The sequence below is a fragment of the Streptacidiphilus jeojiensis genome (genome assembly GCF_042510965.1).
Taxonomy (GTDB): domain Bacteria; phylum Actinomycetota; class Actinomycetes; order Streptomycetales; family Streptomycetaceae; genus Streptacidiphilus; species Streptacidiphilus jeojiensis.
In genome coordinates this window covers 918,903-935,973 of sequence record NZ_JBEUKS010000001.1, presented here as the reverse complement: position 1 = coordinate 935,973, position 17,071 = coordinate 918,903, and the positions used below count along the sequence as shown (strand labels likewise).

Below are 17,071 nucleotides of genomic sequence, written 5' to 3'. Positions count from 1 at the left end.
GAGTCAGGGACTACCGGAAGTCCTCCAACTGGCTGCTGAAGAATCCCGGAGCCGGGGTCAGCCCCCGTACCGCGGTGCTCTGCGCGGTGGCAGCCGGACGGGCGCCCTGCTGCAGGCTGCCCGCGCCGCCGACCAGCGGCAGCGACACCGAGGAGTGGGCCAGGTCGACGGTGACGGTCGGGGTGGTGGAGGCCGGGTTGAGCAGCCCGTTGTCGGTTCCGGCCACGATCAGTGCCAGCCGGTGCCCGGCCGGGACCACGTGGTCGGTGCCGGCCAGGTTGAAGGTGATCGAGTAGGACTTGCCGGGGGTGATGGTGGAGGCGGTGTTCAGGCTCGCGTAGTGGCCCAGGTCGGCCCAGCCGCGGCTGAAGATGGTGTAGCCGACCTGCTCGGTGTCGGCCGCGGTGTCCAGGAAGCAGGCGCTGTCGCCGGCGGTGCTGTCACCCCAGCAGGAGCGTGTGGTCAGGGTGGTGATGCCCTCGCCCGCGCCCTCGTAGTTGCGGATGGTGGCCGTGCCCAGGTCGACCAGTACGGCGCTGAGGTGTGCGCTCTTGGTGGACGACTTCACGCTGAGGGTGATCGACCCCTGGCCCGACATCCGCAGGTCGCCGGTCAGCGTCCCGGTGCTGAACACGGTCTTCTCCGAGGTGGTGCTGCCCGCCTCGGCCGCCCAGGTGTCCTCGCCGACGCTGGGCTTGTCGGTGAAGGAGGCGGTGCCGCTGCCGGACGCGGTGGTCAGCGCACCGGGCTTCAGGTTCAGGGTGCTGCTCACGGTGCCCGGGGCGGGCCAGGTCGCGGAGGTGGTCCACTGGTCGGGTGCCCGCTCGATGTCGGCGACCGGGGCGTTCTGGATGCCGTTGTCGACGCCCAGCAGGTAGTGGTCGAACCAGCTGTGCAGGGTGTCCACCCAGGCGCCGCGCCGGTAGTCGAACGGGTCGACGTGGCCGGTCTGGGACAGCCAGATCTTGCGGTCCACGCCGGTCTGCGCCAGCGCGGTCCACCACTGGGAGAAGTTGATGTCGCGGACGTTGAGGTCCTCCATGCCGTGCACCACGAAGACGCTGGCGTGCACGTTGGCGGCCGAGGCGACGTAGTCGCGCTGTTGCCACAGGCTGGACCAGTTGCCGTTGGACGGTGATCCGGCGGCCAACTGCTTCTGCACCGCGCTGCAGTGCGACGCGGCGGTCGAGCTCTCCACGTAGGAGGCGAGGTCGGCCGGTGTGCCGTCGTAGAGCGGCGCTCCGTCGGAGCGGTAGTAGTCGTACCAGGAGCTGATCGAGGAGATCGGTACGATGGTCTTCAGGCCCTGGACGCCGGTGGCCGCGACGCCGTTGGCGATGGTGCCGTCCCAGGACTTGCCGATCATGCCGACGGAGCCGTTGGTCCAGGTCGGGATGACGGCGCTGCCGCCGGTGCGGGCGCTGTAGCCGGTGGCGCGGCCGTTCAGCCAGTCGACCACGGCCTTGGCCGAGGTGACGTCGGAGGGGCCGCCGACGTCGACGCAGCCGTCCGAGCGGTTGGTGCCGGCCAGGTCGACCAGCACCACCGCATAGCCGCGCGGGACGAAGTAGTTGTCGTAGAACAGCGGGAACTGGTTCGGCTTGCCCTGTGCGTCGTAGGTCTTGACCTGGCTCTCGTTGCCGCGCCCGCAGCAGGAGTAGTACGGGCTGGCGTCCATGATGACCGGTATCTTCAGTCCGGCCGCGGCGGGTTCGCTCGGGCGGATGATGTCGGCGGCGACCCGGTCGGTGTGGCCGTCGCCGTCGCCGTCCAGTCCGGTGTCGACCCAGACGGTCTCCCGGATGGCGTTGGCGTAGGAGTAGAGCGGCTGGCTGACACCGCTGCGGACCGTTCCCGGTTGGACGGCGGAGCTGGCCCGGGCGGTGGGGGAGCCGAGCAGCGCCATGGTGAGCGTGACCAGGATCGTGGTGACGACGGCGGTCGCGCGGTAGCTACGTATAGTCACAAGCGTCGAAGTTAGTTCGTGAGGCACCCCATCCAGAAGAGTTTTGACGAGACATCAACAAAAACGTTACAGCCGGCGCCCCACCGCCGACCTGACCGTCTCGTGCAGTTCGTCCGAGCTGAAGCCGAGGCCGCGCAGGATCTCCGCGGCCGGGCTCTGCTCGGTGCGGATCAGGCCCAGCAGGCTGTGCTCGGTGCCGACCCAGTCGTGGCCGAGGTCGGCCGCCGCGCGGACCGCCTGCTCGATGACCTCCTTGCTGTCCGGCCGGAACGGGATGTGGCCGCGCAGCGCCTTCTTGCCGGCCGGTGCCATCGCCTGCTCGACCGCAGCGCGGACCCGCTGCTCCGACTCGGCCTTGGCCACCAGCAACTCGTAGGCCAGGCCGCGGGGTTCGCCGAGCAGGCCGAGCAGGATGTGCTCGGTGCCGATGGCGTCGTGCTTGTGGGTCCGGGCGGCCTCCTGTGCCAGCACCACGCTGTGCCGGTTCAGGTCGGTGAAGCGTTCGAACACGTTGGGCGTGTGCCGCTGCTGGGCGGCCTGCTTGGACACCCCGATGGCGTCGCCGACCTCGCTCCAGGAGGCGCCGGCCTGCCTGGCCCGGCTGACGTAGTGGTCGACGAGCTGGTCGCCGAGGTCGGACAGGGTCTGGGCGCGCAGCCGCGCCTCGCTGATACGGGCCAGTTCGTCGGCGTCGTCGGGCAGCTCCTCGTTGAGGCGGGCGATCAGGTCGGCGAGGTTGATGTCGAGTGGACTCATGCGTCAAGCGTAAGTTGACGATTCCCGATCGTCAAGAAGAAATTGACGATCGGTGCGTCAGGAGCCCGCCTCGGCGGGGAGCCGTGCGGCCAGGCGGCCGCGGTAGTGGTCGACGACCACGGCCACCATGATCACCAGGCCGGTGATCATCTGGCGTTGGAAGTCGGAGACGCCCATCAGCAGCAGGCCGTTGGTGAGCACGCCGAGCAGGCAGGCCCCCAGCAGCGTGCCGATCATGGAGCCCTTGCCGCCCGACAGCGACGCGCCGCCGATGACCACGGCCGCGATCGCGTTGAGCTCGTCGCCGTCGCCGAGGATCGGGCTGGCGATGTTCAGCCTGGCCATGTAGGTGACGGCGGCGATGCCGACGGTCAGACCGCTGATGACGAAGACCGAGACCTTGACGACGGAGGTGCGGTGCCCCGACAGGCGCACCGCCTCCTCGTTGCTGCCGATCGCGAAGACCAGCCGTCCGAAGACGGTGCGGGTGAGCACGAAGTGGCCGGCGGCCACCATGGCCAGGGCGATCCAGAACAGGGTGGGCACGCCCAGCAGGGTTGAGGTGCCGAAGGTGGAGAAGCCCTGCGGGAAGTCGTAGATGGTCTTGGCGTCGGTGTACTGCAGCGCGGCGCCGCGGGCCACGTTCATCATGCCCAGGGTGATGATGAAGGACGGCACCCGCCAGCGCTCCGAGACCAGTCCGTTGATCAGCCCGCAGACCATGCCGACCAGCACCGACACCAGTACCGCCAGCAGCACCGCGACCGGGGTGGGGATGCCGTGGGCGGTGAGCAGCGGCCCGGAGACCACCGCGCACAGCGCCATCACCGAACCGACCGACAGGTCGATCCCGCCGACCAGGATGACGAAGGTCATCCCGACCGCGAGCATGGTGTTGAGGGTGATCTCGGTGGCGATGTTGGTGAGGTTGTCCGAGGTCAGGAACTTGGGCGCGGTGGCGGTGAAGATGGCCACCAGCGCCAGCAGGGCGATGCCGATGCCGCCCTCGCCCATCACCTGGCGGGCCAGGGCGGGGAGGGTGCGGGGCTTGCGCGGGAGCGTGGCTGAGGCTGTCATCGGGGGTGACCGTTCGTCAGGGCGGGGGCCGCGGTGGTGGTGAAGCCGGAGTAGGCCAGGGTGAGGATGCGGGCGCTGTCGAAGTCCGGCCGGGCGACCTCGCCGGCCAGCCGGCCGCGGGAGAACACCAGGATCCGGTCGCAGATGCCCATGAGTTCGGGCAGGTCCGAGGAGACGACCAGCAGGCCCTTGCCCGCCCCGGCGAGGTCCACCAGCTGCTGGTGGATCTCGTAGCGGGCCCCGACGTCGATGCCCCGGGTGGGCTCGTCGACGATCAGCACGTCGGTGTCGGCCAGCAGCCAGCGCCCCAGCACGACCTTCTGCTGGTTGCCGCCGGACAGGGTGCGCACCGCGGTGCGCACGCCCGGGGTGCGCACACCGAGGCTGTCGACGGCGTGCTGGGCCAGCCTGGCCTCCTCGGCGCGGCGCAGCAGCCCGCCCCGGGAGACCTTGCGGGTGGCGGTGAGGGTGATGTTGGCGGCCAGCGGCATGTCCAGGACCAGGCCCTGGCTCTTGCGGTCCTCGGTGAGCAGGCCGATGCCCAGCCGGACCGCGTCACGCGGCGTCCTGATCCGGGCGGTGCGGCCCTTGACCCTGACCCGGCCGCCGGTGGCGCGGTCGGCGCCGAACAGCGCCCGCACCGTCTCGGTGCGCCCCGATCCCACCAGTCCGGCCACGCCGACGACCTCGCCGGCGTGCAGGGTCAGGCTGACCGGGTGTCCGCCGGGCGGCACCAGCTCCTCGGCCCGCAGCAGCTCCGGGCCGGGGTCGCGGTCGACGTGCGGCGGGTACTCCTGCTCCAGGTCGCGGCCCACCATCAGCCGGATCACCTCGGCGGTGTCGGTGCCGGCCAGCTCGCGGGTGGCGACATGGCGGCCGTTGCGGAAGACCGTCATCCGGTCGCTGATCTCGAAGACCTCCTCCAGGTGGTGCGAGATGTACAGGACGGCGGTGCCCCGTTCGGTGATCCGGCGCAGCAGGGCGAGCAGCCGCTCGGTCTCACGGGGCGTCAGGGTGGCCGTGGGCTCGTCCATGACCAGGACGCGGCAGTCCTGCCACAGGGTCCGGGCGATCTCCAGCAGCTGCATCTGGGCGATGCCCAGGCGCTCCACCCTGGTCCGCGGGCTGACGTCGAGGCCGACCTCGGCGAGCAGCTCGGTGGCCCTGCGGTCGGTCTCCTTCCGGTCGACCAGGCCGAAGCGCCGGGGCAGGTTCTGGAACAGCAGGTTCTCGGCGACGGTGAGGTTGGGCAGCAGGTTCAGCTCCTGGTGCACCACCTGGACGCCGGCCCGCATGGCGTCGGCGGCGCCGGTGGGGCGGTAGGGCGTGCCGTCCAGGGTCATGCTGCCCTCGTCGGGCGGCTGGATCCCGGCGAGGATCTTGACCAGGGTGGACTTCCCTGCGCCGTTCTCGCCGAGCAGGGCGTGCACTTCGCCGGGCAGCAGCTGCAGCTGCACGCCGTCCAGGGCGCGCACGCCGGGAAACCTCTTGCTGATGCCGGTGGCTTCCAGCACCGGTGCGGGTGGTGTGGTCACGGTGTTCCGTTCAGCCGAGGTCGGACTTGGTGACGACCTTGATGTCGGTCTTGATCCAGCCGGTCTCGGTCTGGCCGGCGATCTCCTTCATGGCCACGTCGATGCCGTCGCCGGCCTGCTTGGCGGCGAACTGGTCGACGGTGGACACCACGGCGCCGTTGAGCAGGTAGGGGTGCAGCGCGTCGATGTTGTCGAAGGATGCGACCTTGATCTGGCCGGTCTTCTTGGCGGCCGCGATGGCCTTGACCGCGCCCAGCGACATGTCGTCGTTGGAGGAGAGGATGCCGGTGATGTCGGGGTGGGCGGTGATCAGGTTGGTGGTCACGGTGTAGGCCTGGTCGGTCTCCCAGTTCGCGGACTGCGAGGCGATCACGTCCAGCCCGCCGGCCTTGGCCGCGGCGACGAATCCGGCGGTGCGCTGCTCGGCGTTGGCCGCGCCGGAGATGCCCTCCAGGATGACGACCTTGCTGCCCCTGCCGATGGCCTTGGCGAGCACCGCGCCGGACTCCTGGGCGCCCAGGGTGTTGTCGGGGCCGACGAACGGGATGTCCAGGCCCGCGGACTTCAGCGCGGCCGGGTCGAGCTGGACGTCGATGTTGACCAGCTTGATCCCGGCCTTGGCGGCCCGGGCCAGCGGCGCCACCAGGGCGCGGGAGTCCGCCGGGGCGATGACCAGGCCGGCGACCTTGTCGGTGATGCACTTGTTGATGTCGGCGACCTGGCCGTCGATGTCGGTCTCGTTCTGGATGCCGCTGGCCTCCAGGGTGAGGTCGCCGCGCTCTCTTGCGTGGGCCTCGGCGCCCTTCTCCATGGTCTGGAAGTAGTCGTTGCCCAGGGACTTCATCACCAGGCAGATGGTCGGCTTGCCGCCGGCGGAGGCGGCGGCGCCGGTGGACCCGCTGCCGCCCTCCTGGCCGCAGGCGCTGAGCGCGGCGCTGAGGGCGAGGGCGGTGGCGGCGGTGAGGGCGAGCTTGAGCTTCATGGTGGGGACTGCCTTTCGGGTGGTTTGGTCCGGTATGCGGACGGTTTTGGGCAAGGCGGTGCTACGGAAGCGGGTTCGGGGAGGTGGAAGGTCGGGGCGGGGAGGGCCGGGGTGGGGGAGTCGGGGCAGGGAGGGTTAGAAGGGGACGCCCGCGCGCAGGACCGCGTTGGCGTACGGGGTGGCCTCGCCGGTCCTGACGACGATCCGGGCGCTACGGGTCAGCTGTTTGAGCTGCTCGTGCGGGACCTGTTCCACCGTCAGGCCGTGCCGGCGGGCGAGCCCGTCGATGCCCTGGACCAGGTCGGGGGCGGTGGCCTCGGCGGCGACGGTGAGGTGCTCGGTGGTCAGTTCGTCCAGGACGGCTGCCAGCACCGGCAGGAACGGCGGGTCCCCGCGCCGCCAGACCAGGTCCAGGCTCTCCACACCGGGGGGAACCGGCAGGCCCGGGTCGGCGACCACGAGCAGGTCGCCGTGGCCCAGCGCGGTGATCAGCTGGAGCAGCCGCGGGTGCCAGATGCCGTCAGTGCGCATGCTGGGCCTCCGTGCCGATCGGAGCTGCGGCCAGCAGGGCGTCGACCTCGGCCCGGGTGGGCAGGGAGGACTGCGCCCCGACCCGGGTCGCGGCCCGCGCCCCGGCGGCGCAGGCCCGGCGCAGCGCCTGGGGGAGCGCGACGCCGGCGCCCAGGGCGATGGAGAGCTGGGCGCAGAAGGCGTCGCCGGCGCCAACGGTGTCCACCGCGTGCACCGGGAAGCCCGGCTGGTGGTGGCGGTGCAGCGGGCCCGCGGCCAGTGCTCCCAGCGCGCCGAGGGTGATCACCACGGTGGCCGGGCCCAGCGCGCGCAGCTGCTCGGCCCGTTCGGCCCAGGTCTCCAGGCCGGTGTCGGCGCCGGGCCGGTGCTGGATCCCCAGCAGGCCGGTCGCCTCGGTCTCGTTGACCACCAGGACGTCCACCTCCCGCAGCAACTCGGCCAGCAGCGGCCCCGGTTCGGGGCGCGGGGCGGCGTTGAGCACGGTCAGCGCGCCCGCCGCGCGGGCGGTGCGGGCGGCGGCGAGCACCGTGGGCAGCGGTACCTCCAGTTGCAGCAGCACGGTGTCGGTGGGGGCGGCCAGCAGGCCGTCGGTCAGCGTGGCCAGGGTGGCGGTGTCCAGGTGGTGGTTGGCGCCGGGGGAGAGGGTGATGGTGTTCTCGCCGTCGTGCTGGACCACGATCAGGGCCAGTCCTGAGGCCGCGCCGGGCAGCTCGGCGACGGCCCGGTCGTCGACGCCCTCGGTGGCCAGGCAGCTGCGCAGTTCGCTGCCGAACGCGTCGTCACCGAGCAGTCCGACCATGCGCACCCGGGCGCCGAGCCGGGCGGCGGCGACGGCCTGGTTGGCGCCCTTGCCGCCGGCGCCGCGGATCACGTCGGCGCCCGACACCGTCTCCCCTGGTGCGGGGAGCCGGGGGACGGTGACCGACAGGTCCATGTTGAGGCTGCCGACCACGACGAGTCGTTCAGTCATTGGTGTGTGCTCCGTGGTTGTCGTCATCTGGGGCGGATCAGGGGGGTCGGGTCGGGGGCGGGTCGGGGGGCGGGTCAGGCGGGCGGCGGGTGTTCGCCGCCGTCCGGGTCGGGGCAGCCGCAGGATCCCCTGGCCAGCAGGGTCACCGGCAGCACGTCCCGGCTGGGCGGCAGGTCCGGGTCCTTCATCCGCTCCAGCAGCCGCTCGATGGCGGTGCGGCCCAGGTCCTCGACGGGCTGACGCATCGTCGACAGCGCCGGGGTGGTGTAGGCGCCGGCGGCGATCCCGTCGAAGGAGACCAGCGCCAGGTCGTCGGGGACCCGGATGCCCAGTTCGGTCGCCGCCCGCAGGACCCCGGCGGCCTGCTCGTCGGAGGTGACGAACAGGGCGTCCACCGCGCGGTCCTGGGACAGCAGCGCCCGCCCGGAGCGGTAGCCGTCCAGGCGCCCGAAGGAGCCGTGCAGCAGCGGCGCGGCCTGCGGGCAGGCCTCCCAGCCGGTGCGGCCGCCCGAGCCCGAGCCGGCCTTGAGACCGGCCTGCTCCAGCGCCCGCCGCCAGCCGACCACGCGGTCCACGGTGGGGTGGATGCCCAGCGGCCCGGCGATGCAGCCGACCCGGCGGCGGCCGTGGGCGAGCAGGTGCTCGGTGGCCTGCTGGGCGCCGCGGGCGTTGTCGACCAGCACCTGGGAGATGCCGACGCCCTCCAGCTCGCGGTCGAAGACCAGGCTGGGGATCCCGGAGCGGGCCAGCTCGGTCCGCCAGGGCTGGTCGCCCTGGGCCGGGATCAGGACCAGGGCGTCGACCTGACGGTCGATGAAGGTCCTGATGTATCCGGCCTCGCGGCCCGGGTCGTCCACGGTGTTGCCCACCAGCAGGGTGTAGCCGGCCGCCCAGGCGTGGTCCTCCAGGGCGCGGGCCAGTTCCGCGAAGAACGGGTTGGCCGCGTCCGGGACGACCAGTCCCAGGGTCATGGTGTGGCTCAGCCGCAGCGAGCGGGCGACGGCGTTGGGGCGGTAGCCGAGCTGCTGCACCGCCGCGAGCACCCGCTCCCGGGTCGCCGGGGCGACGGTGCGCGGGCCGTTGTTGAGCACGTAGCTGACCACCGAGGGCGAGGTGCCCGCCAGTGTGGCGACGTCCTGTCGTGTTGCCATGGTGTCCCCCGAAGGTCTTCGTTGATCGTCGGTCGGCCGCCCGGCAGGCGGCCGTGGGGCCCGCAACTCGTGGTGGCAATTCGAGTTGGCAATTCGTGTTGGCAACACGAGTTGCGGGCGGGTCACGGGATTATGAGGAGCAACCACCGCAACCGCAAGGGCCTGACCGTAGGTCAGAGGTCGGCCGCGGTGCGGAATCCGATCGTGGCCGAGCGGTCCAGACTCGGAGCCATCAGCAGGTACCGGTTGTGGCGGTCGAGCCGGTAGGCGTTCTCGTCGCTGGGCAGGTACCAGTCGGAGCCCTGCGGCCGGTAGTAGGAGCCGCCGCGGATCACGGCGGCGGCGGTGTGCGCGTCGGTGAACTCATTGGTCCACTGCCAGACGTTGCCCACCAGGTCCAGCACGCCGAACGGGCTGGCGCCGGAGGGATGCGCGGTCACGTCCGCCGGGCCGGGCAGGCCGTCGCGCCCGGACCAGATGGCCGGCACCCGGGCGGCGTCGAAGCTGCTGCCCCACGGGTACAGCCGGCCGTCGGTGCCCTGGGCGGCGTACTGCCACTCCCAGTCGTTGGGCAGCCGCCGGCCGGCCCAGGCGGCGTAGGCGCGGGCGTCCTCGGGCGACACCCAGGTGACCGGCTTGTCGGCCCAGCCCGCGCGGTAGCGCGGCTGCTGCCGGCGCGACCAGTCCCAGTCCTTGAGGAAGTTGTGGCTGTCCGCGGGCCGGTAGCCGGTGGCGTCCAGGAACCGCTGGTACTGCGCGTTGGTGACCGGGGTGCGGTCGATGAGGAACGGCTTGATGGTGACGACATGGCTGTGCTCACGGCCCGGCTGGGTCTCCCACGGGTACTGCACGTCCACGCCGACCATGTCACCGCCCTCGATCTCGGTGCCGCTGACCGTGAACAGGAAGTCGGTCCCGGGGACGGCGACCATGCCTGCGGGCGTGCGGTCCTGACGCGGGGTCGGGTGGATCGGGGTCATCGTCTGGGCCGCGAAGGTGTTGGCGCTGGAGTAGCTGCTCAGCGGTCGGGCCGCCGCGCGGTGCATCTCCCGCTGGAAGTCGGCGAAGCCCCTGGGCAGCGCCGCGGTGGTGCTGGCCAGCACCGCGCCGAAGCCCTTGGCCTCGATCGGGAAGGCGAGGGTGGCGCTGCCGCCGGTCACCCGGGGCTTCAACTCGACGCCGTTCCACAGGTCGTAGTAGTGCAGTCCGGCCTGGTGCGCAACGACGAGCTGGTCCCCGGCCACCGCCGAGGTGCTGCGGTTGACCACGGTCCACAGCGTCTGCGAGCCGCTGCCGGGCCACTTGCTGGCGAAGACCGCACCGTCCTGGACGGTCGGCGTGTGCGGCTCCCAGCCCTGGCTGACCAGCAGCTCGGGGAAGGTGCGCTCGATGGCGGTGACCCGGCGCACCGCCTCGTTGTCCCGGTCGGTCATCTGGTTCCAGATGCCCCAGACGTTCTCCCAGCTCTCCAGGCCGGTGCCGTTGAAGAACGCGGCCTGCAGCATGTCGATCTTGCTGGTGGACCAGCGGGAGTTGACGTGAACGGTGTGCCGCGGCTCCATCCACTTGGTCATGCTGACCGGCGGGACGAACCCGGTGACGTACCAGTAGCCCCAGGTCTGGGTGTTCCACTCGATCGGCGACAGGTCGTCCAGCCGCCGCAGTCCCAGCTCGGGCTCCAGGGCCAGCGCGTCGCCGTCGGCCACCGAGTTGGTGAAGTAGTCCTCGGTGACCGCCAGCATGGTGTCGCCGTTGAGGCCGTCGGCGCCGATCTCGGCCATCAGCTCGGGCAGCACGGCCGACCAGGGCCTGCCGGGGTCGCGGGTGCCGTTGTCCCACGGGTGGATCGGGAACATCACCTTGACCCCGGCGCGGTGGAAGTCGGCGACCATCCGCCGCAGCCCGGCGACGCCACCGGGCATGTCCCGGATCATCTGCTCGGTGTTGCGGTCGTCCACGCCGATGTTGGGGTAGGTGGGCCAGACCAGCACCGAGTCGATGCCGCCGTAGCGGCGCTTCAGGGTGCCCAGGTACTTCTCCACGGTGTACCGGCCGCCGGCCCGGTCGTAGAAGTCCAGGTCATGCACCATCATCTGGGTCTGGATCGGGTTGCGCTGGGTCCAGGCCAGCTCCGGGCGCCGGTAGTTGTGGTCGTCGTAGTCGATCAGGGCGCGCTGCTCGGCCCGCCACTGCAGCATCGCCGCCCGCCAGGCGTCGGTGTCGGCGGGCGTGGTCGGACCGAAGATCAGGACCGGGTCGAACTCCAGCGGGTAGCCCGCAGCGGTGGTGTCCGCCACGGCGACGGCGTCGACCCCGGAGGAGGGGGTCCCCGAGCGGTCGGCGCCGCGACCGGTGATCAACGGCGCCGCGGCGACGGCGGCTGCTCCCCACGCGGCGCGGTGGAGGACGGTTCTGCGGGACGGTGCGGACTGGGGGTGGTCAGTCATGTGCGAATGCCCTTCGCCATTGAGGGGGTTGATCCGATGTCGGCTCGTCGCAGGCAAGAGGAGTTGGCAATACGAGTTGGCAACCCGTGTTGGCAACCCGTGTTGCCTGCGGTGCCGGGATTATGGGAAGCAACCTCCGCAACATCAAGGGGTGTGTCGCAGAAACCTGTCCACGGGTATCCATGCAGGTCAGTGCCGTTCAACCCGGACCGAGCGAAGGTCAAACGGATTGAAAGTATCCGGTTGGTGGCGGCGGTGGCAAGAGCTCAGCCGCCGCTCTTTGACTCCAGTCGAGCGAGGCGTGCCGCGGCCGGGGCCGCCTCGGCGGAGCCGATGCGCCGGTAGAGCGCTGCGGCCAGTCGCAGATCGGCGAGGGCGGCGTCGTGCTCGCCGCGCCGCTCCAGGCAGGCGGCGGAGCCGTCCAGCGCTCGGGCCTCGTCGACGGGGCTGTGGATCACGCGGGCGATCTCCAGGGCCTGCCGGTACCGGGCCAGTGCCTCCTCCGGGCCCGCTGTCTCCGCCGCGAGGGCGCCGGTGCTGGTGAGCACCTCGGCCTCGCCCTGCCGGTCGCCGAGCTCCCGGAACAGGGTGAGGGCCCGTGCCAGCAGGTCGGCGGCGGCTTCCTGATCCCCGGTCAACTGCCTTGTGCGGGCCAGGTCGTGGACGGCGTTGGCCTCGCCCTGCCGGTCGCCCAGGGCCTCGAAGCGGGCCAGGGCGCGCAGCAGTAGACCGGCGGCCGTGCCGGGTTCACCGGTCGCGCAGCGCACCCGGCCCAGCTCGTGCAGGGCGTACGCCTCGCCGAGTCTGCTGCCGAACTCGCGGAACAGTTCCAGGGCGCGGAGCTGCAGGGCGTTCGCGGCCGGGTAGTCCCCGGTCGAGTACTGCACCCGGCCCAGTTCGTAGTAGGAGTTGGCCTCGCCGAACCGGCTGCCGAGTTCCCCGTAGGTGGTCAGCGCCTGCCGCAGTAGCACGGCGGCGGCCGGGTACTCGCCGGTGGCGTTGCGCAGCCGGCCCAACTCCCACTGGACGTAGGCCTCGCCGAACCGGCTGCCGAGGTCCTGATGGATCGTCAGCGCCTGCTCCAGGAGTGCCGCGGCGGCCGGGAAGTCTCCCTCGATCAGCCGCACCCGGCCGAGTTCGTGCAGGGCGTTGGCCTCGCCGAGCGGTTCGCCGAGCTTGCGGTAGAGCGCCAGCGCCTGTTCCTGCAGCGCGGTCGCCGCGGCCGGTGAGTCGCTGGTCAGGTGGCGCAGCCGGCCCAGTTCGTGCAGGGCATTGGCCTCGCCCAGCAGGTCGCCGAGGTCCTGGTAGATCGTCAGGGCGCGTTGCTGGAAGTCGTCCGCGGCCGGGTAGTCGCCGAGCAGGTAGCGGACGCGGCCTTGGTCGGACAGGGCGTTGGCCTCGCCGAGGGCGGCGTGGTGCCGGTGCGCCGCTTCGGCAGCGGCGTGGTGCAACTCGACGGCCTGCTGCCAGGGTCCTTCCTGCTGGAGGAAGGCGGCCAGCGATGCGGTCAGCTCGACCAGGTAGGCGGGCTGGTCGGTGGTGGCGGCATGGGCGGCGCAGGCCAGCAGGTTGGCGCGTTCGGCCCGCATCCAGGCCAGCGCGGCGGTGCGATCGGGCAGGTCCCGGGTGGCGGCCGGGTGGGGTGGGGCGGTGCCGGGGCGGGTGTGCCGGGCCAGGTGCCGGTCGGCGGCTGCGGCGGTCTGCTGATAGTGGTTCAGCAGCCGGGTGAGTGCCGCGTCGCGATCCGCGGCCGGATCGTCCGCGCACCGGGTGCGCGCGAACAGGCGGAGCAGGTCGTGCAGGCGGTAGCGGTCGGCCGAGCGCTGGATCAGCAGGCTGTGGTCCAGCAGGGACTCCAGCAGGCGGGCCGCGGTGTGCCGGTCGGTGTCGGTTAGGGCGGCCGCGGCCCGGGCGTCGAAGTCGGGGCCGGGGACGAGGGCGAGGCGGCGGAACATGTGCTGTTCGGCGGCCGGCAGGGCCGTGTAGGAGAGGTCGAAGACGGCGGAGAGGCTGCGGTCGTCGTCCTGGAGGACGTCCAACCGGGCGTTCTCGTCGCGCAGTTGGCCGACGACGTCCTGGACGTGCAGGGCCCGGTGGTGCCGCAGCCGCGAGGCGGTGATCCGGACGGCCAGCGGCAGGTAGCCGCAGAGCGCGGTCAGTTCGTCGACCGCGGGATGGCCGTCGGCGATGCGGCCGGGGCCGGCTGCCTTGAGCAGCAGGGCGTGCGCGTCGGGTTCGGGCAGGACGTCCAGGGTGAGGGAGTGGGCGTCGTCCAGTCCGGTCAGGTGCCGGCGGCTGGTGACCATGACCAGGCAGCCGGGGGTCCCCGGAACCAGGGGGCGGACCTGGGCGGTGCCGGCGGCGTTGTCGAGGATGATCAGGGTTCTGGTGCCGGCCAGTCGGTCGCGGTAGAAGGCCGCGCGTTCGCCGAGTTCCTGCGGGATCAGCTGCGGGGGGACGCCGAGGGAGCGCAGCAGCCCGTCCAGTGCCTGGCCGGCGTCCAGGGGGGCCAGGCCGTCGGTGTGTCCGTGCAGGTCGATGAAGAGCTGGCCGTCGGGGAAGTGCGGGTGGAGCCGGTGGGCGGCGTGGATGGCCAGGGCGGACTTGCCGATGCCGGCCGCCCCGTCGATCGCGGTGACCACGACGGTCGCGGCGGCGGACTCCGCGAGTGTCAGCAGCCGGTCGAGTTCCCGGGTGCGGCCGGTGAACAGGCGGGTGTCGGCGGGGAGTTGGCGGAGATGGTGGCCGCCGGGGGGCGGGGTGCCGGCGGAGGTGGTGGCGTCGAGGGCGGGACCGGGACCGGGATCGGGGTCGGGGTCGGGGCTGGGGTCGGTGCTGAGGATTCGTCGCTGCAGCTCCTGGAGCGGCGCCGACGGTTCCACGCCGAGTTCGTCGACGAGCGTGCGCCGCAGGGCCTGGAAGACGCCGAGAGCCTCGGCGCGGCGGTCCGCCCGGTACAGGGCGAGCATCAGCTGCCGGTGGAAGGCCTCGTGCAGCGGCTGTTCCACCGTCAGGGCCCGGAGTTCGCCGATGATCTCGTGGTGGCGGCCCTGCTGCAGGTCGGCCTCGACGCGTCCTTCCAGGGCCTGCTGCCGCAGCTCCAGCAGTTGTTGCAGTCGGGGCTGCCAGCGGTCCAGGCCGGGCACGTCGGCCAGGGGGGAGCCGCGCCACAGGTCGAGCGCTGCGGTCAGGGCGGAGGACGACCGCGCCCACTGCCCGTCCGCGGCGAGCCGACGGCCGTCGGCGCACAGCGCGGAGAACACGTCGGTGTCCAGCTCCCCGGGTTCCACCCGGATCAGGTATCCGGGGGTGACGGCTCGGATCCGGTCGCCGAGCTGCGGTTCGAGGATGCGCCGCAGCCGCATCACATGGTTGTAGAGCGATGCCGCCGCGCTGGCCGGAGGCCGTCCCTGCCACATGGCCTCGACCAGGCGGTCGATGGGGACGGTGCTGTTGGCGTCCAGGAGCAGTGCCGCGAGCAGGGCCCGGGACTTGCCGGCGCCGATCGGGACGCCCGCGGCCGTCGGGCCGATCCTCAGCGGCCCCAAGAGCCGGAATTCCATCCGCGCACCCCCCGGATACGACCTACACGTGCATTCTTGCAGGCACAGCAAGTGTTTTTTGCGCGATGTGAGATGGATGTTAGCCGGTGGTGAGCGCCGCCGGACAGGATCGTCCTCGACCGCAGGCCGGTACCGGGCGTGCGGCCTCCGAGGAAGGGAACACCTGTGCGCAACCGCATCATCAGCTCGCTGGCCATGGCGGCCCTGGTCGTCTCGATCGGCGTCGGCACCGCGACCAACGCCTCCGCCGCGAACCAGTGCACCCGGGTCGGCGGCATCGGCAACTACTGCGGCTACTACACCGGCAATGCCGAGACCGAGGAGTGGAGCACCAACACCGCCGCGGTCAAGGAGATCCAGGACCTGATCAACACCGACACCAACTATGTCGAGGCGGGCGGAACCGCGCTGGCCGTGGACGGCAGCTTCGGCCCCGCGACCAAGGCGGCGGTGCGGTGGTTCCAGAACTGGGCCCAGATCCACGTGGACGGCAATGTCGGTCCGCAGACCTGGGGCGCCCTGCGCGGCAACGGCTGAGTCGTCGACCGAACCGGCCCCGGCGGGTCAATGACGCCGGGGCCGAGGGCACAGCGCCGACGCTACGGCGAGGGGACTGTCGCGCTGGGGCTTGCGGTGGTGGGGCTGGGGGTGGCGGAACCGCAGGTGGTGGCGGAGGCGCTGGGCGTCGGGGAGGGTGTGGTGCCGGCGGCGGGGGTGGCCGGTGGCGAGGTGGAGGCGGCGGCCGACGGCGTCGGAGCAGGCGTACCGCCGGTCGGCTGGGTGGTGTCGGAGGGACATGCTGTCGGGGAACCGGACGTGGCCGACGGCGAGGGTGTCGGTGTCGCCGAGGTCGGCGACGACGGGCTGGCGCTGGGGTCCGGGGTCGGCGACGGCTTCCCGCTGCCGGCCGAGGTGCTGGGGCTGGGCGCGGCGGTGGTGGGCGAGGACGAGGCCCGGGCTGTGGTCGGCGCAGTGGTGGGTGCGCCGGTTGTCGCGGACGGCTTGGCTGCTGCGGTCGTCGGCGCGGTCGTCGCGGTGGTGCCGGTGGGGGTGACCGGGGCGGCAGCGGTGACGCCGTTGTGCTGGTAGTAGCTGATCCAGGCCAGCACGGTGGCCAGATAGGTGTCGGAGTGGTTGTAGCTGAGGATGGCCTGGCTGAGGTCGCCCGGCTGGTTCAGGTCGCGCGATCCTGCGCAGAGGTAGTGCCCGGCCGCCAGCGCGGCGTCGAAGATGTTGTTCGGGTCGGCGCGGCCGTCGCCGTTGCCGTCCGTGCCCCAGGCGGCCCAGGTGGAGGGCAGGAACTGCATGGGTCCTTCGGCGCGGACCCAGTTCCCGGCCGCGTCGCGGATCGCGGCGCTGCCGTTGCTGCCGTCCAGGAGCGGTCCGAGGATCGGCTGCAGGGTGGTCCCGTCCGCGCTCACGTCGCCATTGTCGGCCTGTCCGGACTCGACCTGTCCGATGGCGGAGAGGAGGGTCCAACTCAGGTGGCAGCCGGGGGTGGTGACGGCGATGGCCGACTCGGCGCGGCGGTACGCCGTCAGCACCACTGCGGGGATGGCGACCGAACCCGCCTGCGTCGTAGGCAGGGTGGAGGCGGAGGACCCCGGCGCGGTGGTACCGGTGGTCGCGGTGGTGCCGGCCGCGGTGGGCTGTCCGGACTCGGCCAGGGGTGGGGGCGGCGCGAGGTCCAGCGGGGCGCCGTCACCGGTGGCGGTCGACGGCGGTGCCTGCTGCGGGGTCGGCGGGGCGGCGACGGGCACCGCGAACCCGACGGCCTGCGAGCCGCCCAGGAACACCAGGGCCAGCAGCGCGCCGACGCCGATGGGCGTGGTCCGCCTGCGCGGCTTCGGCCTTGTCGCCAGGCGTCGGTGGACGGGGGCTCGACGGGGTGCGGGTGGGGTGGAAGGCGGCTCAGGATGCATGTGAACGATAGGCCTCTGCTGAGTGAAGGGCGGAGTGACGCCGGATCAGTGAACTGCTCCCCGTGCCTCCCTCCTTGATGTCCGTCCCTTGGCCCGGTACAGACACGCACTCTAGTAACCCCGATGACTTCGTGTCCGACCCAGGGACGAAATTCATCCGACTCCTCCCCG

At 72.0% G+C, this 17,071-nt stretch carries 12 protein-coding genes; 1 reads left to right on the top strand and 11 read right to left on the bottom strand.

The window, feature by feature from the left end; translation table 11 throughout:
- Nucleotides 1-10: 10 nt before the first annotated feature.
- From ABUW04_RS04230 to ABUW04_RS04185, 10 genes are all read right to left on the bottom strand, one after another.
- A complete protein-coding gene (locus tag ABUW04_RS04230; RefSeq protein ID WP_380562817.1) occupies nucleotides 11-1,966 on the bottom strand; it encodes a Xaa-Pro dipeptidyl-peptidase in 1,956 nt (651 codons plus the stop codon).
- Between the two features lie 66 nt (nucleotides 1,967-2,032).
- The gene (locus ABUW04_RS04225; protein WP_380562815.1) at nucleotides 2,033-2,722 is read right to left on the bottom strand and encodes a Clp protease N-terminal domain-containing protein; all 690 of its coding nucleotides are present in this window, start codon (nucleotides 2,720-2,722) and stop codon (nucleotides 2,033-2,035) included.
- A 57-nt stretch (nucleotides 2,723-2,779) separates the two neighbouring features.
- A complete protein-coding gene (locus tag ABUW04_RS04220) occupies nucleotides 2,780-3,799 on the bottom strand; it encodes an ABC transporter permease (RefSeq protein ID WP_380562813.1) in 1,020 nt (339 codons plus the stop codon).
- Nucleotides 3,796-5,334 (bottom strand): sugar ABC transporter ATP-binding protein, encoded by a 1,539-nt coding sequence (locus ABUW04_RS04215; RefSeq protein ID WP_380562810.1) that lies wholly within the window; start codon nucleotides 5,332-5,334, stop codon nucleotides 3,796-3,798. The genes ABUW04_RS04220 and ABUW04_RS04215 overlap by 4 nt, the downstream gene beginning before the upstream one ends.
- 10 nt (nucleotides 5,335-5,344) lie before the next feature.
- Nucleotides 5,345-6,316, bottom strand: a complete 972-nt coding sequence (locus ABUW04_RS04210) for a substrate-binding domain-containing protein (protein ID WP_380562808.1) — start codon at nucleotides 6,314-6,316, stop codon at nucleotides 5,345-5,347.
- Between the two features lie 135 nt (nucleotides 6,317-6,451).
- Entirely contained in the window at nucleotides 6,452-6,847 is a 396-nt protein-coding gene (gene rbsD, locus ABUW04_RS04205; RefSeq protein ID WP_380562806.1) for a D-ribose pyranase, read from the bottom strand.
- Entirely contained in the window at nucleotides 6,837-7,817 is a 981-nt protein-coding gene (locus ABUW04_RS04200; RefSeq protein ID WP_037597923.1) for a ribokinase, read from the bottom strand. Before ABUW04_RS04200 ends, rbsD begins: the two co-directional genes overlap by 11 nt.
- Before the next feature lie 74 nt (nucleotides 7,818-7,891).
- A complete protein-coding gene (locus tag ABUW04_RS04195; protein WP_030264552.1) occupies nucleotides 7,892-8,968 on the bottom strand; it encodes a LacI family DNA-binding transcriptional regulator in 1,077 nt (358 codons plus the stop codon).
- Nucleotides 8,969-9,141: 173 nt separating this feature from the next.
- Nucleotides 9,142-11,415: a formylglycine-generating enzyme family protein gene (locus ABUW04_RS04190; protein WP_380562804.1), complete on the bottom strand. Its 2,274-nt coding sequence runs from the start codon at nucleotides 11,413-11,415 to the stop codon at nucleotides 9,142-9,144.
- A gap of 266 nt (nucleotides 11,416-11,681) precedes the next feature.
- On the bottom strand, nucleotides 11,682-14,978 hold the full coding sequence (locus ABUW04_RS04185; RefSeq protein ID WP_380562802.1) for an AfsR/SARP family transcriptional regulator: 3,297 nt from the start codon (nucleotides 14,976-14,978) through the stop codon (nucleotides 11,682-11,684).
- 165 nt (nucleotides 14,979-15,143) lie between these two features.
- Between ABUW04_RS04185 and ABUW04_RS04180 the strand changes: the two genes are divergently transcribed.
- Entirely contained in the window at nucleotides 15,144-15,515 is a 372-nt protein-coding gene (locus ABUW04_RS04180) for a peptidoglycan-binding domain-containing protein (protein WP_030264544.1), read from the top strand.
- A gap of 62 nt (nucleotides 15,516-15,577) precedes the next feature.
- Here the strand turns inward: ABUW04_RS04180 and ABUW04_RS04175 are convergent, their stop codons facing one another.
- Nucleotides 15,578-16,900: a lytic murein transglycosylase gene (locus ABUW04_RS04175; RefSeq protein ID WP_380562800.1), complete on the bottom strand. Its 1,323-nt coding sequence runs from the start codon at nucleotides 16,898-16,900 to the stop codon at nucleotides 15,578-15,580.
- Between the last annotated feature and the right edge of the window lie 171 nt (nucleotides 16,901-17,071).

What these genes read in the sequence shown, in the direction of transcription:
- ABUW04_RS04210 (WP_380562808.1), bottom strand. Translation starts at nt 6,316, where the DNA reads ATGAAGCTCAAGCTCGCCCTCACCGCCGCCACCGCCCTCGCCCTCAGC.
- ABUW04_RS04185 (WP_380562802.1), bottom strand. Translation starts at nt 14,978, where the DNA reads ATGGAATTCCGGCTCTTGGGGCCGCTGAGGATCGGCCCGACGGCCGCG.
- ABUW04_RS04200 (WP_037597923.1), bottom strand. Translation starts at nt 7,817, where the DNA reads ATGACTGAACGACTCGTCGTGGTCGGCAGCCTCAACATGGACCTGTCG.
- ABUW04_RS04190 (WP_380562804.1), bottom strand. Translation starts at nt 11,415, where the DNA reads ATGACTGACCACCCCCAGTCCGCACCGTCCCGCAGAACCGTCCTCCAC.
- rbsD (WP_380562806.1), bottom strand. Translation starts at nt 6,847, where the DNA reads ATGCGCACTGACGGCATCTGGCACCCGCGGCTGCTCCAGCTGATCACC.
- ABUW04_RS04225 (WP_380562815.1), bottom strand. Translation starts at nt 2,722, where the DNA reads ATGAGTCCACTCGACATCAACCTCGCCGACCTGATCGCCCGCCTCAAC.
- ABUW04_RS04195 (WP_030264552.1), bottom strand. Translation starts at nt 8,968, where the DNA reads ATGGCAACACGACAGGACGTCGCCACACTGGCGGGCACCTCGCCCTCG.
- ABUW04_RS04175 (WP_380562800.1), bottom strand. Translation starts at nt 16,900, where the DNA reads ATGCATCCTGAGCCGCCTTCCACCCCACCCGCACCCCGTCGAGCCCCC.
- ABUW04_RS04220 (WP_380562813.1), bottom strand. Translation starts at nt 3,799, where the DNA reads ATGACAGCCTCAGCCACGCTCCCGCGCAAGCCCCGCACCCTCCCCGCC.